This is a genomic window from Nonomuraea sp. NPDC050680 (assembly GCF_040654555.1).
In the GTDB taxonomy this organism is placed as follows: Bacteria; Actinomycetota; Actinomycetes; order Streptosporangiales; family Streptosporangiaceae; genus Nonomuraea.
This window is the reverse complement of the sequence record NZ_JBFAIF010000003.1, coordinates 652,995-666,384: the sequence shown is the minus strand read 5'-3', so window position 1 is coordinate 666,384 and position 13,390 is coordinate 652,995. Positions and strand designations below refer to the sequence as shown.

At 70.1% G+C, this 13,390-nt stretch carries 13 protein-coding genes; 5 read left to right on the top strand and 8 right to left on the bottom strand.

The genetic code is table 11. The features are described 5' to 3' along the window. Window positions 1-125: 125 nt before the first annotated feature. The gene (locus tag AB0H88_RS14320; protein WP_357644262.1) at window positions 126-1,319 is read left to right on the top strand and encodes an MFS transporter; all 1,194 of its coding nucleotides are present in this window, start codon (window positions 126-128) and stop codon (window positions 1,317-1,319) included. A gap of 50 nt (window positions 1,320-1,369) precedes the next feature. Here the strand turns inward: AB0H88_RS14320 and AB0H88_RS14315 are convergent, their stop codons facing one another. Next, on the bottom strand, window positions 1,370-1,996 hold the full coding sequence (locus AB0H88_RS14315; protein WP_357644775.1) for a hypothetical protein: 627 nt from the start codon (window positions 1,994-1,996) through the stop codon (window positions 1,370-1,372). A 20-nt stretch (window positions 1,997-2,016) separates the two neighbouring features. Between AB0H88_RS14315 and AB0H88_RS14310 the strand changes: the two genes are divergently transcribed. After that, window positions 2,017-2,187, top strand: coding sequence for a hypothetical protein (locus AB0H88_RS14310; protein WP_357644260.1), 171 nt, complete (start codon window positions 2,017-2,019; stop codon window positions 2,185-2,187). 7 nt (window positions 2,188-2,194) lie between these two features. Here AB0H88_RS14310 and AB0H88_RS14305 read toward each other — a convergent pair whose 3' ends face one another. Next, window positions 2,195-3,757 carry an ABC transporter substrate-binding protein gene (locus tag AB0H88_RS14305; protein WP_357644258.1) on the bottom strand — a complete coding sequence of 521 codons (1,563 nt, stop codon included), beginning with the start codon at window positions 3,755-3,757 and terminating at the stop codon, window positions 2,195-2,197. Window positions 3,758-3,919: 162 nt separating this feature from the next. Here AB0H88_RS14305 and AB0H88_RS14300 point away from each other — a divergent pair, with 162 nt between their 5' ends. Beyond that, entirely contained in the window at window positions 3,920-5,821 is a 1,902-nt protein-coding gene (locus tag AB0H88_RS14300; RefSeq protein ID WP_357644256.1) for a nitrate- and nitrite sensing domain-containing protein, read from the top strand. Next, window positions 5,814-6,170 carry a DUF742 domain-containing protein gene (locus AB0H88_RS14295; RefSeq protein WP_357644254.1) on the top strand — a complete coding sequence of 119 codons (357 nt, stop codon included), beginning with the start codon at window positions 5,814-5,816 and terminating at the stop codon, window positions 6,168-6,170. Before AB0H88_RS14300 ends, AB0H88_RS14295 begins: the two co-directional genes overlap by 8 nt. A gap of 78 nt (window positions 6,171-6,248) precedes the next feature. Here the strand turns inward: AB0H88_RS14295 and AB0H88_RS14290 are convergent, their stop codons facing one another. Next, on the bottom strand, window positions 6,249-7,640 hold the full coding sequence (locus tag AB0H88_RS14290) for an MFS transporter (protein ID WP_357644253.1): 1,392 nt from the start codon (window positions 7,638-7,640) through the stop codon (window positions 6,249-6,251). 73 nt (window positions 7,641-7,713) lie between these two features. On the opposite strand from AB0H88_RS14290, the gene AB0H88_RS14285 reads away from it, so the two are divergent. After that, window positions 7,714-8,190: a MarR family winged helix-turn-helix transcriptional regulator gene (locus AB0H88_RS14285; protein WP_357644251.1), complete on the top strand. Its 477-nt coding sequence runs from the start codon at window positions 7,714-7,716 to the stop codon at window positions 8,188-8,190. Window positions 8,191-8,196: 6 nt separating this feature from the next. Here AB0H88_RS14285 and AB0H88_RS14280 read toward each other — a convergent pair whose 3' ends face one another. Genes AB0H88_RS14280 through AB0H88_RS14260 form a run of 5 tightly spaced genes read right to left on the bottom strand, consistent with a single transcriptional unit; the run spans window position 8,197 to window position 13,371 of the window. Beyond that, window positions 8,197-9,060, bottom strand: coding sequence for an ABC transporter ATP-binding protein (locus tag AB0H88_RS14280; RefSeq protein ID WP_357644773.1), 864 nt, complete (start codon window positions 9,058-9,060; stop codon window positions 8,197-8,199). 2 nt (window positions 9,061-9,062) lie between these two features. Next, window positions 9,063-9,800 (bottom strand): ABC transporter ATP-binding protein, encoded by a 738-nt coding sequence (locus AB0H88_RS14275; protein WP_357644249.1) that lies wholly within the window; start codon window positions 9,798-9,800, stop codon window positions 9,063-9,065. Beyond that, window positions 9,797-10,738 (bottom strand): ABC transporter permease, encoded by a 942-nt coding sequence (locus tag AB0H88_RS14270; RefSeq protein WP_357644247.1) that lies wholly within the window; start codon window positions 10,736-10,738, stop codon window positions 9,797-9,799. Before AB0H88_RS14270 ends, AB0H88_RS14275 begins: the two co-directional genes overlap by 4 nt. Next, window positions 10,735-11,751 (bottom strand): ABC transporter permease, encoded by a 1,017-nt coding sequence (locus AB0H88_RS14265; RefSeq protein WP_357644245.1) that lies wholly within the window; start codon window positions 11,749-11,751, stop codon window positions 10,735-10,737. The genes AB0H88_RS14270 and AB0H88_RS14265 overlap by 4 nt, the downstream gene beginning before the upstream one ends. Window positions 11,752-11,754: 3 nt before the next feature. Next, on the bottom strand, window positions 11,755-13,371 hold the full coding sequence (locus AB0H88_RS14260) for an ABC transporter substrate-binding protein (RefSeq protein WP_357644243.1): 1,617 nt from the start codon (window positions 13,369-13,371) through the stop codon (window positions 11,755-11,757). Window positions 13,372-13,390 lie beyond the last annotated feature (19 nt).

The window sequence follows — 13,390 nt, the reverse complement described above, 5'->3', positions numbered from 1 at the left end:
GAAAGGAAGATCGACACTTCCTCCCTGCCCCGAAGGACCGGGTCTCCGCGCCACCATTCAGATGAAGAGGCGGCTACGCATCATGCCGGATGTGCCTAGGACGCGCCTCCGGCACCGTTTACGTCATGTTGACCCGCCCCGTCCCTTCTGGCTCGCTGCTCACCCGCCCATTGCTCATGACCATGGCCGCCGCGGCCGGTGGGCTGCTCGGGTTCTACCTGCTGTTCGCGACCATGCCGCTCTACGCCGCCTCAGGCGGCGCGGGCGAGTCCGGTGTGGGGCTGACGACCGGCGTCATGATGCTGTCCACGGTCCTGCTGGAGCTGGCCGTCCCGTGGCTGCTGGCGAGGTACGGCTACCGCGCCGTGCTGGCGCTCGGTCTGGTGCTGCTCGGCCTGCCCGCCTTGCTGCTCCCCCTGTCCGCGGGGTTGCCGTTGGTCCTCGGCGTGGCGCTGCTGCGCGGCGGCGGGCTCGGCATCCTGGTCGTCGCGGGCACCGCGCTGGCCGCCGAGCTGGTGCCCACCGAACGGCGTGGCGAGGGACTGGGCCTGTACGGCGTGGCGGTGGGCGTACCGTCGGTCATCGGGCTGCCGTTGGGCCTGTGGGCGGCCGGAGCGCTCGGCTTCACCCCGGTGCTCGTCGTGGGCGGCCTGATCCCGCTGGCCGGACTGGTCGCGGTACTCGGACTGCCCGCCCTCAGACCCGCCACAGAACCCGACGCCGCGCCCACCACCGGGCCCGACACGGCGCCCACTACCGGCCCTGCCACCGGGCCCGCCGGGACGTTCGATCTGCGCAGTCAGGTGCGGCCCACGTTGATCTTCGCCGCCGTCACGCTGGCCGTCGGCGTGCTGGTGACGTTCCTGCCGCTGGCCGGGTCGCCGGAGCTGGCCTCGGGCGCGCTGCTCGCCCAGTCGATCGGCACGCCGCTGGCCCGCTGGTGGGCGGGCAAGATCGGGGACGGGCACGGCTCGCAGCGGCTGCTGGTGCCCGGCGTCCTCGTCACCGCTGTCGGCGTCGCCCTCCAGGTCTGGGCCGCCGAGCCGGTCGCGGTGGTGGCCGGGATGGCGCTGTTCGGCGTCGGGTTCGGGGTGCTGCAGAACGCCACGCTGGCGCTGATGCTCGAACGCGGCCCCGCCGGCCCGGTCAGCGCCCTGTGGAACCTCGCCTACGACGCGGGGATGGGTGTCGGCGCGATGGGATTCGGCCTGTTCATCGGTTACACAGGCTACCCCGTGGGCTTCGCCGTGACCGCGGCACTGGTCGCCGCCACCCTGCCACTGGCACTGCGACGCACCCGCGCCACACCGCACAGCTGAACGCCGCTCTGCGGCAAACCAGCGCTACAACGCACCGCTGAACACGCGGGTCAGCCGGCCCGCTCGACGCCCACCGTGATCTCGTTGCCCAGCTTGTGCTCGCCCACGAGGTCGAGAGAGTCGCCGCTCCAGAACCTGCCCGGGTCGTACCAGTTGGGCCGGCGCCCGCCGGGCAGCAGCCCCATCTCCTCGTACGTGATCGCGACGATCTCGGCGCAGTAGGCGCTCTCCAGCGTGCTCTCCCCCAGCCGGCGCCGCAGCTGCGGGACCCGTCCCCTGGCCCAGCGGGCCGCCAATCTCGCGGTGGAGGGGAACGGGGTGCCGTCGAGCCGGGCCACCGCGCGCAGGGCCGCGTCCTCCATCTCGGGACTCGCCTCGGGTTCGAGCTGGCGGAGCCAGGCGCGCTGGCCGTACCTGTTGGCCCAGACGGTGACCGCCTCGCGCAGGTCGTGCAGCTGCACCCCGCGCTGGTGGGTGCCCGACCAGAGGTCGGGCAGCGACCTGCCGAGCTCGGCGTGCCACATCATGGGCGGCAGGTCCTCGACGACGATCGCCATGCCGACGTGGTTGATCGGGCTGTTGGTCATCGTCTGGATGGCGCGGTCCGGCACCGAGCGCCCGCGGAAGACCCACAGATCGCCGGTCCTGGTCAGGCTCACGGCCTCGTCGAGAGTCAGCACACCGCTAGCCTAGGCACATGCGCTGGTGGAAGGTACTCGGATTGGCCGGGGTCGCGGGAGTCGCGGCCACCGGGGTGGCGATCGCGCGGGCCGAACGACGCCGCCGCGCCTACACCCCCGACGAGATCAAGCAACGACTGCGCGACCGCGTGCAAGCGGCAGCATCGCCTGACGAAGTGAAGCCATGAACACAACTCAGCCCGCCGGCCGCAGGTCGTAGACGAACACCACGTCGGGATACGCCGGGTTGTCGTCATAGTTCTGGATGCCGCCAAGATAAGCCCGCTGGTAGTTGACCACCCACGGCAGCGCCCCGGCGACCCGCTGGTCCAGTACGCGGCTCGTGGCCTGCTCGAAGCCTCGCTGGGCGGCGGCCTTGTCGGTCACCGTGAGCTCGGGCAGCGTGTCGAGCAGCGTGTCCGTCCGCTTGTCCTTCAGATAGGCCAGGTTGAAGACCGGCGGCTCGGCGCTGTGGAAGACGTTGCCGAACCACGAGTAGCCGTCGGCGTAGTCGGGCCACCAGTACATGACGAAGATGTCCTGGCCGCGCTTCTTGCCCTGCTCCCATTGGGCGTTCCACGGCATCGCCCGCGCGTCCAGCGTGACGTTGAGCGCCTTGAGCGTGGCCTGCAACCTGGTCACGAGCAGTCGCTCGTCGTTGTCGCCCTCGGCGTAGGTGAGCCGCAGCCGCAGGGGCCGGCCGGTGGGGCCGTAGCCCGCCAGCTGGAGCTGCCGCGCGGCCTCCACGAGGTCCTGCTTCGGCACCCGTCCCGGGGTGTGGCCGGGCAGTCCTTCCGGAACGATGCCGCTGGAGGGTGAGGCGGCGCCCTTGAGCGCCCGGATGATGCCCTGGTAGTCGATGGCCTTCTGCACCGCGCGCCGCACCCGTACATCGGCCATGGGGCCCGCGGCCGTGTTGAACAGCAGCATCATCGTCTGGAACGACGCCCGCTCGGACGTACGCAGGCCCGGCGTGACCGACGCCCTGGCGAACAGGCGCGGGTTGAGGCGGTCCACGAAGCTCACGTCGCCGCGGACCAGCATCTTCCAGGACCGCTCGGGGTCGGGTATGACGCGGAACTCGACCGTGCGGTAGTGGGGCTGGCTCCAGCCGCCCCAGTAGCCGTCGTAGGACTTGAGCGTGAGCTCCTTCTCCTTGCCCTTGCGCCAGCTCGCGACCGTGTACGGCCCCGAGCCCGCGTCCCGGCCCTCCTGGAACCACTTGCCGAGATCGGGCGCGGCCTGGGTGTCGTAGATGTAGGCCGCGTAGCCGGAGGAGGCGACCAGGTCCAGCGGAACCGGGTACTTGAGGGTGAACGTCACGGTCTCCGGGTCGTCGGCCCGGATGCCGGACACCGCGTCCCAGATGTAGGACGCCCCGGTCGCGCTCTTGATGGTCCGCTCGATCGACGCCTTCACCGCCGGCGCGTCCAGGGGCCGGCCGGTGTGGAAGGTGACTCCCGACCGCAGCGTGAACGTCCACGTCTTGCCGTCCGGCGACGAGCGCCACGCGGTGGCCAGCCGGGGGCTGGACTTCTTGGTCACCGGGTTCCAGACGGTCAGCGTCTCGTAGATGTTCTGCAGGGCGATGATCTCGTTGGAGTACGAGCGGCTGGGGTCCCAGTCGGTGATGATGTCCAGATTCTGGACGTAGACGAACGGCGACTCTCCGGCCGGTGCCTGCCGTACCTCTGTAGGGGTCGAACACGCGGCGATGGAGAGCACCAGCGCGGCGACCGCTGCGAGACGACGGCGCAACGCATCTCCCTCTGTGACGGATGTACGCCGAAACCTACTGCACGAATGCCCGCCAAAAGTCCAAAAGTCCCGAAAAATTAGGTAATCCAGAGATCGAATTGCTATTCTCTGGGCTTGTCCCGTCCGGGGTTGCCAGCAGGGGACCGACCGGAATGAGGTGCCATGGGTCGTAGCCGAACGATCCGCATGAAGATCATCGGCCTACTGCTGGTTCCGCTTGCCTCGATGGTGGTGCTGTGGGGAGTCATCACCGCCGTCAGCGCCAGCCAGAGCTTGGAACTGCGCCAGTACAAGACGCTCTGGACCAACCTGCGGCTGCCCGCGTACAAGCTCATCAACGAGATCCAGCGCGAGCGCCTGGCCTCGGTGAAGCTGCTGCGTACGGGGAGTTCGGCCGACCGGTCGGCCACCGCGGCGCAGCGCACCAAGACCGACGTGGCCGACGCGGACTTCAAGAAACTTTCCAGCCTGTCCATGAACGCCTCGGAGACGATCCGGACCCAGGTCGACTCGGTGCTCACGCAGATGGACCGGCTGGACGCGATCAGGGCCGAGATCGACGCGGGCCTGTCCGACCGCCTGCGCGCGGTCGAGTCCTACAACGCGATGACCGACTCGCTCTTCGGGCTGCACCGGCGGGTGGCGTTCATCGACGACATCCCCATCTACGAGCAGTCGCGCATCGTCATCGACATGGGGTACGCCAAGGAGCTGCTCACCAGGGAGCAGGCCATCGCGGTCGGGCCGACCTCGGTCGCCGAGCGCAGGCTGTTCACCCAGTGGGTCGGCAACCGGCGCTTCCTCATCGACCAGGCGCTCGGCGAGCTCGACCCGCGCCTGCGCGACACGCAGGTGTCGCTGATCACCTCGGCCGCCTACCAGCGGATGCGGCTCATGGAGGACCAGATCATCGCGGGCGGCGCCCCGAAGTCCTGGCTGACCACGGCCGACACGCTGGCCAAGTCGTTCCAGGAAGCCCAGATGCAGGCGAGCACGATGCTCTCCGCGCGGTCGGAGCCGGTGGCGGACTCGGTGCTCTACCAGTCGTTCGTGCTGGCGGGGACGTGTTTCGTCCTGGTGATCATGTCGATCGCCTTCTCACTGCGGATGGGCACGCGGCTGTCCAAGGAGCTGCTCGCGCTGCGGCAGGCCGCACTCGAAGTGGCCCAGGAACGGCTGCCGCAGGTGGTGGCCAAGCTGCGCAAGGGTGAGACGGTCGAGGTGCCCGAGCTGTCGGTGGCGAGCACGACCGTCGAGATCGCCGACGTCGGCCAGGCGTTCTCCACCGTCCAGCAGACGGCCGTGGAGGCCGCGGTCGGGCAGTCGCAGCTGCGCGACGGTGTCGGCCACGTCTTCCGCAACCTGGCCAGGCGCAGCCAGACGCTGCTGCACCGCCAGCGGATCCAGCTCGAGGGCATGCAGCACCGTACGACCGATCCGCACGCCCTCGACGACCTGTTCCGCCTCGACCACCTGACCACTCGCATGCGCCGCCACGCCGAGGGCCTGATCATCCTGTCGGGCGCCACCCCCGGCCGCGGCTGGAGCAAGCCCGTGCCGCTGCTCGACGTGGCGCGCGGCGCGGCGGCCGAGGTCGAGGACTACCAGCGCGTCACCGTCGAGCCGATGCCCGGACAGCGCCTGGCCGGCCCGGTCGTCGGAGATGTGATTCACTTGATCGCCGAGCTCATCGAGAACGCCACCGTCAGCTCCCCGCCGCACACCACGGTCGTCGTGCGCGGCGAGGCGGCGGCCCGCGGCTTCGTCTTCGAGGTGGAGGACCGCGGTCTCGGGATGAGCGAAGAGAAGCTGGCCGAGTGCAACGAGCGCCTGGCCAGCCCACCGGAGTTCGACCTGGCCGACAGTGACGAGCTCGGCCTTTTCGTCGTCTCCCGCCTGGCCGCCAGGCATGACATCCGCGTCACGTTACGCGGTTCACCATATGGAGGGACCACCGCGATCGTGTTGATCCCGGCAGAACACGTGAGCGACCCGCCGGCCGAGCCGGAGAGCCGCGCCAAGGAGCCCGCCGCCCGGCCCATGCGGGTGGTGCCCAGTGAATGACGAGCGGTGGCTGGACGAGGACGCTGGTCCTATCGTCCCCGCCTACTTACTGACCAGGGGCCGGACCGTCCCCGCGAGCAAGGCCATCGACCTCATCGCGGTGATCATCACGGCCGGCGGCCTGACGCCGCCGGCGGGTCTCGGCCCCGAGCATCTGATCATCATGCAGAAGTGCACGAAACCGACCCGGCTCGTGGACGTGGCCGCCGAGCTGAACCTGCCCATCGGTGTGGTCAGGGTGCTCGTCGGCGACCTGCACGCGCAGCAGCTCGTCCAGGTCGAGCCGCCGCGCCCCGCGCCCGACGCCACGGTGCTGCTGGAGGTGATCAGCGGCCTGAAGGCGCTCTGAGCGCCCCCAGGCCGCGTCACCCCACGGCGCCGCACTTACGAGCGCCGCGCTCACGGCGCCGCGATTGCGCCGCCGCGCTCAGGCCGTCGCGACCGCCACGCGGCGGTTGAGCAGGCCGAACACGGCGGCGAAGGCCGCCGCCACCCCGCCCGCGACGGCGGCGACCCCGAAGATCCACTGATATCCGAGTACGCCCGGCTGGGCGGCCAGGACGGCGGCGATGACCGCGCCCGCTGTGCTGCCGCCCACGATGCGTACCAGCGCGTTGACCCCGGCGGCCAGAGCCGTCTTGTCCGGGGCGACGTGCTCGACCGCCATGGTGCCGAGGGCCGCGTAGCCCACCCCGAGCCCGATGCCCAGCAGGGACGTCGCCACGTAGATGTCACCCCCGGTCCGGTGCGCGAAGACCAGCCAGACCGCCGCGAGCGCGACGACCCCGGCACCGGCCGCCACCATCGACGAGGCCGAGAACCTGCGCATGAACCGCCCGGCGAACAGCGAGATCACCAGCATGAACAGCGTGCTGGGCAACAGGTAGAACCCCACGTCCAAAGTGGAGGCACCCAACCCAGAGGCCGGCGCCTGGGTGAACCCCGAGATGCCCGTCATGACGGTGAAGAAGGCGAACCCGAGCAGCATCGAGGCCACCGTCGCGCCGACCGTGCCGCGCTGCACCAGCATCGACATCTGCACCAGCGGCTCGGCCACCCGCCGCTCGACGGCAACCCAGACCACCGCGACCACCACCGCGACCGCGAACAGCCCGAGCACCCCCGGCGAGCCCCATCCCCACGATCCGCCCTCACTGATGGCCAGCAGCAGCGCGACGAGCCACACGGTCAGCAGGAACGCCCCGGCCAGGTCCGGCCGCCCGCCGCGACCCGGCGCCTGGTCGCGGACCAGGAAGGCGACGATCGTCGCGGCGACCACCGTAATCGCGGCGGTGATCCAGAACACGGCGTGGTAGTCGCCCGAGGCGAGCCCCGCGAGGATCATCCCGCCCCCGCTGCCGAACCCCATCGTGGCGCTGAGCACCCCGATGCCGGTGGCCAGCTGCTGCCTGGGCAGCATGTCACGGACCACCCCGATGGCCAGAGGCACCAGCGCCGCCACGAATCCCTGCAGGACCCGGCCCACGAGCAACCATGGCAACGAGGTGGCCAGTCCCCCGATGACAGAGCCGATCACCAGGAGGGCCAGCGCGCCGAGGATCATCGGCCGCCTGCCGTACATGTCGCCGAACCTGGACAGCAGCGGCGTGGACACCGCGCCGACCAGCAGGCTCAGCGTGAGCGTCCAGCTGACGGCGGACAGCGAGGTGTGCAGCTCGCGCTGGAGCACGGGAAGCAAGGGGACCACGGCCGTGTTCTGCAAGGCGGCGATGGAGGCCGCGAACGCGAGCGCGACCACCGCGGGCCACGGGCTCTTGACCGGCGTCTCGCGCGTTGGAGGAGCGACAACTGTCGCCATGACGGCTCCTTTAGATAACTTGGGTAAGTAACCAAGCGACGATAATACATACCTAAGTTAGGTAAGCAAACAGATGGACGAAGATCTCAGCAAGACCGTGGCGGCCTTCAGGCAGTTGGTGACCACGATCAACCGCGCCAAGACCCACGGCATGCTGACCGAGGCGGCGGGTGTCCAGCTCGACCGGCCCGACGTGCAGATCCTCGTCCACCTGCTCGACGCGGGCGGGCCGCGCAGGGTCGGCGCGATCGCCGAGGGCCTGCAGGTGGAGAGCCCGCACGTGACCCGGCACGTCTCGTCGCTGGAGCGGCGCGGGCTGCTCACCCGGGTCAAGGACCCCGAAGACGGCCGCGCCTGGCAGATCGCGCTCACGGAGGAGGGCGCCGACGCGGCCGCCAGGTGCCGGCGCGTCACCGTCGAGTGGTTCGGCGCCGCGATCTCCGACTGGCCCGTGGCGGACCGGGCCGAGCTGCAGCGGCTGCTGTCGAAACTCTCCGACGACCTGTGCGTACACCTGCAGAGCCGCTTGGCGGACAGCTCCGTCAGGTAAGCGCTCTCAGCTCAGCACGTCTTCGGCGCGGTGACAGGCCACCTGGCGGCCCTCGACCGCCCTGAGCGCGGGCGCCGTCGCACACTGCGGCGCGGCCAGCGGGCAGCGCAGCCGGAACGCGCAGCCCGTCTCCGCAGGCCGCGCCTCCGTCCTGCCCCTGGTCACGGGCGGCTCTCCGCCGAGCTTCGGCACGGCGTCGCGCAGCGCCAGCGTGTACGGGTGCGCGGGCCGGGCCAGAATGTCGGCCGTCGGGCCCGACTCCACGACGCGGCCGGCGAACAGCACGTGCGAGGTGCGGCAGAGCCGGCCGACCACGGCCAGGTTGTGCGTGATGAGCAGGTGTTCCGTGTCGAGGCCGGCCAGCAGGTCGAGGATCCTGGCCTGGACGGTCACGTCGAGGGCGCTGGTGGGCTCGTCGAGGATGAGCAGCCGTGGGCCCACCGCGAGCGCTCTGGCGATGACCACGCGCTGCCGCTGGCCGCCGGAGAGCTGGTGCGGACGCCTGGTGGCCAGGTCCGGGGAGAGGCCGACCTGGTCCAGGAGCTCGGGGACACGGTGTCTGGCGTTCCTGGGCAGGGCTTCGGCTATGGAGGCGCCGACGCGCATCCTGGGGTCGAGGGCTTCGGCTTGGAAGACCGGTTGGACGTCTCTGCGGAACGCCCTCATGTCCGCTTTTTTCAGGGTTTGCTGGCCGTACAAGATATTTCCGGACATGGGGGCTAGCAGGCCCAGGAAGGCCCGCGCCAGCGTGGTCTTGCCCGAGCCGCTCTCCCCGATCAGGCCGACGCCGCCGTCAGTGAGGTCGAGCGTGACGTCGTGCACGACGGGCGTCCGGCCGTACCCGAGGGTCACCCCCTCCGCCCTGAGCATCGTCACGGCAGCGCCTCCAGCAGCTCACGGGTGTACGGATGCGACGGCTCGGCGAGTACCTCGGCGGCGAGGCCGCTCTCCACGACCGCGCCGTCCTTCATGACCAGCACCCGGTCGGCGATCGTGGAGACCAGAGCCAGGTCGTGGGAGACGAGCAGCAGGGCCAGGCCGCGCTCCGCGCGCAGCCGCCGCAGCACGCCGACGACCTCGGCCTGCACGGTGACGTCGAGCGCGCTGGTGGGCTCGTCGGCCAGGATCACCTCGGCGCCGAGCGCGATGGCCAGCGCGATCGCGAACCGCTGCGCCTGACCGCCGGAGATCTCGTGCGGATAGCGGCGCAGGATGCCGGGGTCGAGCATGACCGCCTCGACGGCCTCCGCCATGACCCGGCCGTCGGCGCCCAGGCCGTGCAGCCTCAGCGCGCGGCGCATCAGGGTGCCCAGGCGGGTCGTGGGGCTGAGCGCGGCCTGGGGTGACTGCATCACGAGCGCCACCCTGGCGCCCCTGATCTCGCGGAGCCGTCGTTCCGGCGCCTGGAGCACCTCGACCCCACAGACCCGGATATTTCCTGACACGTGGGCGCCCTCGGTGAGGCCCAGCAGCGCGAGCAGCGTGGTCGACTTGCCCGACCCGCTCTCCCCCACGATCGCCACGCACTCCCCTGCGCGCACCTCCAGCTCCGGCACGTGGGCGACCACCCGCTCGCCATACCGCACCTGAAGACCCCTGACCTCGATCATTTGACGCCCCCCGTGCTCATGGTCGCGGCCGCTTCGGCACTCGTTGGCTCCTTCGTCGCTCTCTCCTGCCGAGCTCCTCCGCTCCGGGGGTCCAGGGCGTTGCGCAACCCTTCCCCCAGCACATTGAAGGCGAACGCCGTCACCAGGATCGCCAGCCCAGGGAAGGTCACGACCCACCAGTTCGTGGTGAACAGCGTCTGGCCCTGCTCCACCATCAGCCCCCACTCCGCCGTCGGCTCCTGCGCGCCGAGCCCCAGGTACGACAGCGCGGCGGCGGTGAGGATCACCCCGCCCGCGTCGAGGGAGATCTGGACCAGGACGGGGGTCAGCGAGTTCGGCAGGACGTGCCTCAGAACGATCATGGGCGCGGGCACACCCAGGCAGCGGGCCGCGTCCACGTAGCCACGCGTCGAGATGGAGGCCGCCACGGAGGCGGCCAGCCGGGCGTACCAGGGCCACCAGGTGGCCGCGATGGCCACGATCGCGGTCGTCACGCTGGGCTGCAGCACCACGGCCAGCGCCAGCGACAGCAGCAGCGCGGGAAAGGCCAGGAAGACGTCGGTGACCCGCATGATGACGTCCCGCACCCAGCCGCCCGCGTAGCCCGCCACCACGCCCAGCGTGACGCCCACGACCGCCGAGACCGCCAGCACGGCCACGGCGATGGTCAAGGAGGTTCGGCCGCCGTACAGGACCTGGGTGAGCACGTCGCGCCCGACCTTGTCGGTCCCGAACCAGTGCGCGCCGCTCGGCGGGAGCAGCGCGTCGACGGGAGCGAGCCGGTCCACGGGGTACGGCGCGAGCCACGGCGCCAGGATCGTGGCCAGCAGGACCAGCGCGATGAGCACCGCCCCTGCGGCGGCGAACCGGTCGGTGATCTTCGGCAGCGTACGACGCAACCGCACCGGCTCAGGGGCGACCTCGGGTTGCGCGCTCATCGGGCCCTCGCTCTCGGGTCCACCACGCCTTGGAGGAGGTCCACGAGCAGGTTGGCCAGCACATAGACCATCGCGACCAGCAGCGTGACACCCGCGATGGCCGGGGTGTCGAGGCTGTGGATCGACTCGACGGCGTACCGGCCCAGCCCCGGCCAGTTGAACACCGCCTCGACCAGGAACCCGTTCACGATCGCGTACGCGAAGACCAGGGCGATCAGGGACAGCACCGGGTTCAACGCGGGCCGCAGCGCGAACCTGGTCAGGATCGACGTCTCCCCGAAGCCGAGCGCCCGCTCCAGCCGGGCGTGGTCCTGGCCGGACTCCTCGATGAGCGCCGCCCTGGTCATCTGCGCGATCACGCCCGCCGGGTAGGCCGCCACGACCAGGGCGGGCAGCACCAGGTGTTCGAGCGTGCTGGTGAAGATCGGCCAGTTGCCGGTGATGAGCGCGTCGACGACGGTGATGTTGGTCCAGAGCGTCAGCGGACTGGTGGTGTCGAGCGCGGAGTCGTACTCGCCGGCGACCGGGAACCAGCCGAGGTTGCTGGCGAACACCGTCTGCAGGGCCAGGGCCAGCCAGAACACCGGGACCGAGACGGCCAGCATGCTCGCGACCCGCACCCCAAAGTCCGGAAATTTCGTCTTATAGCGGGCTGCGAGCACGCCGACCGGAATGCCCACCGCGATCGCGATGAGCAGCGCCGTACCGACCAGCTCCAGAGAGGCGGGGAACGCCAGCAGCAGGTCGTCGCGGACCGGCTGCCGGGTCCGCAGGCTGGTGCCCCAGTCGCCCGTGACCAGGTCCCTGACGTAGTTCCAGAGCTGCACCGGGATCGCGTCGTCCAGCCCGAACCGCAGCCGGGCCGCGGCGAGCTCCTCGGGCGTCGCCTTCGGCCCGGCGAAGGCGACGGCCGGATCGCCGGGCACCAGCCGCATGATAGCGAACGTCAGCACGACCACCCCGGCCACGACCAGGACGGCCTGGCCGAGGCGGCGGGCCAGATAGCGCGGCATGGGTCAGCTTGCGGGCTTGAGGTCGTAGAAGAAGACCACGTTGGGATAGGCCGGGTTGTCGACGTACCCCTGCACGTCCGCCGTCAGCGCGCGCTGGTAGGTCTGCACGTACGGCACCGCCACCGCGGCCTGGTCCTGGATGATCTGCTTCTGGATGGTCGCGTACGACTGCTCGGCGGCGAACTTGTCGGTGGCCGTGAGCTGCGGCAGCGCGTCGATCTCCTTGTCGATCTCGGCGTTCTTCAGGTAGGAGAGGTTGAACTGCGGCTTGTCCGCGCTCCTGAACACGTTGAGGAACCACGAGTAGGCGTCGGCGTAGTCGGGATACCAGTACATGACGAAGATGTCCTGACCCTGCTTCTTGCCCTGCTCCCACTGCGCGTTCCAGGCCATCGGCTTGGCCTCCAGGCTCACGTTGAGCTCCTTCAGCGCCGAGCTGAGCAGCGTCACCAGGAGCTTCTGGTCCTCGTCGCCCTGGGCGTAGGTCATCTTCAGCTTCAGCTCGGGCAGGTCGCGGCCGTAGCCCGCCTCGGCCAGCAGCGCCTGCGCCTTGGGCAGGTCCTGCTTGGGCTCCAGGTTGGCGGTGTAGCCGATGAGGCCCTGCGGCACCAGGCCGGTGCTCTTCTTGCCCGCGCCCTTCAGCGCCGCCACGAGACCGTCATAGTCGAGCGCGAGCTGGAGCGCCTGCCGGATCCTGACGTCCTTCATCGGGCCGGTGGCGGTGTTGAACAGCAGCAGGAGGTTCTGGAAGGACGGCGTCTGCGAGGTCTGCACGCCCTGGGTCGCGCCCGCGTGCTCGAAGAGCTGCGGGTTGAGGCGCTGGACGAAGTTCACCTCACCCTTCTGCAGCAGCTGCCAGGCGGTGGTGATCTCGGGGGTGACCCGGAAGGCGATCTTCTTGTACTGCTCGGGCTTCCAGCCGCCCCAGTAGTCCTCGTACGCCTTCAGCGTGAGCTCGGTCTCCTTGCCCTTCTGCCAGGTGTCGATGGTGTACGGGCCGGTGCCGGCGTCGGTCTTGCCGTCCTTGAGCTTGTCGGCGGCGGCCGTGTCATAGATGTAGGCGGCGTAGCCGGAGGAGGCGATCAGGTCGAGCGGAGCCGCGTACTTGAGCGTGAACGTCAGCGTCGCCGGGTCGGGAGCCTCGATCGTCTTGACCGAGCCCCAGATGTAGGCGGCGCCCGCGTTCATCTTGATCGTGCGCTCGATGGCCTTCTTGGCCGCCCCGGCGTCCATGGGGGCGCCGGTGTGGAACTTCACGCCCTGGCGCAGCTTGAACGTCCACTGCTTGCCCCCGTCGGCCGACGTCCACTCGGTGGCCAGCCGCGGCTCGGGCTTCTGCGACTGGGTGTTGTACCTGGTCAACCCCTCGTAGATGTTCGACATGGCGATGATCTCGTTGGAGTACGAGGTCGCCGGGTCCCAGTCGGTGACCACGTCGAGGTTGGGCGCGTAGACGAAGGTGGCGTCGTTGGCCTTGGTGGCGGCGGCGGACTCGCTCGTCGCGGCACTCGGCTTCGGGGTCCGATCAGCACCGCGCACCTGGCCGCCCGCGCAAGCGGTTGCAGTCATGGCCACGGCCCCGGCGACCCCGGCTACGAGCAGACGCTTGTGCCAGCGCATGGGTGGGGAGTCCTTTCGA

Bases quoted from the DNA above. Each gene is read 5' to 3' on its own strand.
- AB0H88_RS14320 (WP_357644262.1), top strand. From the start codon at position 126: ATGTTGACCCGCCCCGTCCCTTCTGGCTCGCTGCTCACCCGCCCATTG.
- AB0H88_RS14310 (WP_357644260.1), top strand. From the start codon at position 2,017: ATGCGCTGGTGGAAGGTACTCGGATTGGCCGGGGTCGCGGGAGTCGCG.
- AB0H88_RS14300 (WP_357644256.1), top strand. From the start codon at position 3,920: ATGGGTCGTAGCCGAACGATCCGCATGAAGATCATCGGCCTACTGCTG.
- AB0H88_RS14290 (WP_357644253.1), bottom strand. From the start codon at position 7,640: ATGGCGACAGTTGTCGCTCCTCCAACGCGCGAGACGCCGGTCAAGAGC.
- AB0H88_RS14285 (WP_357644251.1), top strand. From the start codon at position 7,714: ATGGACGAAGATCTCAGCAAGACCGTGGCGGCCTTCAGGCAGTTGGTG.
- AB0H88_RS14280 (WP_357644773.1), bottom strand. From the start codon at position 9,060: ATGCTCAGGGCGGAGGGGGTGACCCTCGGGTACGGCCGGACGCCCGTC.
- AB0H88_RS14275 (WP_357644249.1), bottom strand. From the start codon at position 9,800: ATGATCGAGGTCAGGGGTCTTCAGGTGCGGTATGGCGAGCGGGTGGTC.
- AB0H88_RS14270 (WP_357644247.1), bottom strand. From the start codon at position 10,738: ATGAGCGCGCAACCCGAGGTCGCCCCTGAGCCGGTGCGGTTGCGTCGT.
- AB0H88_RS14265 (WP_357644245.1), bottom strand. From the start codon at position 11,751: ATGCCGCGCTATCTGGCCCGCCGCCTCGGCCAGGCCGTCCTGGTCGTG.
- AB0H88_RS14260 (WP_357644243.1), bottom strand. From the start codon at position 13,371: ATGCGCTGGCACAAGCGTCTGCTCGTAGCCGGGGTCGCCGGGGCCGTG.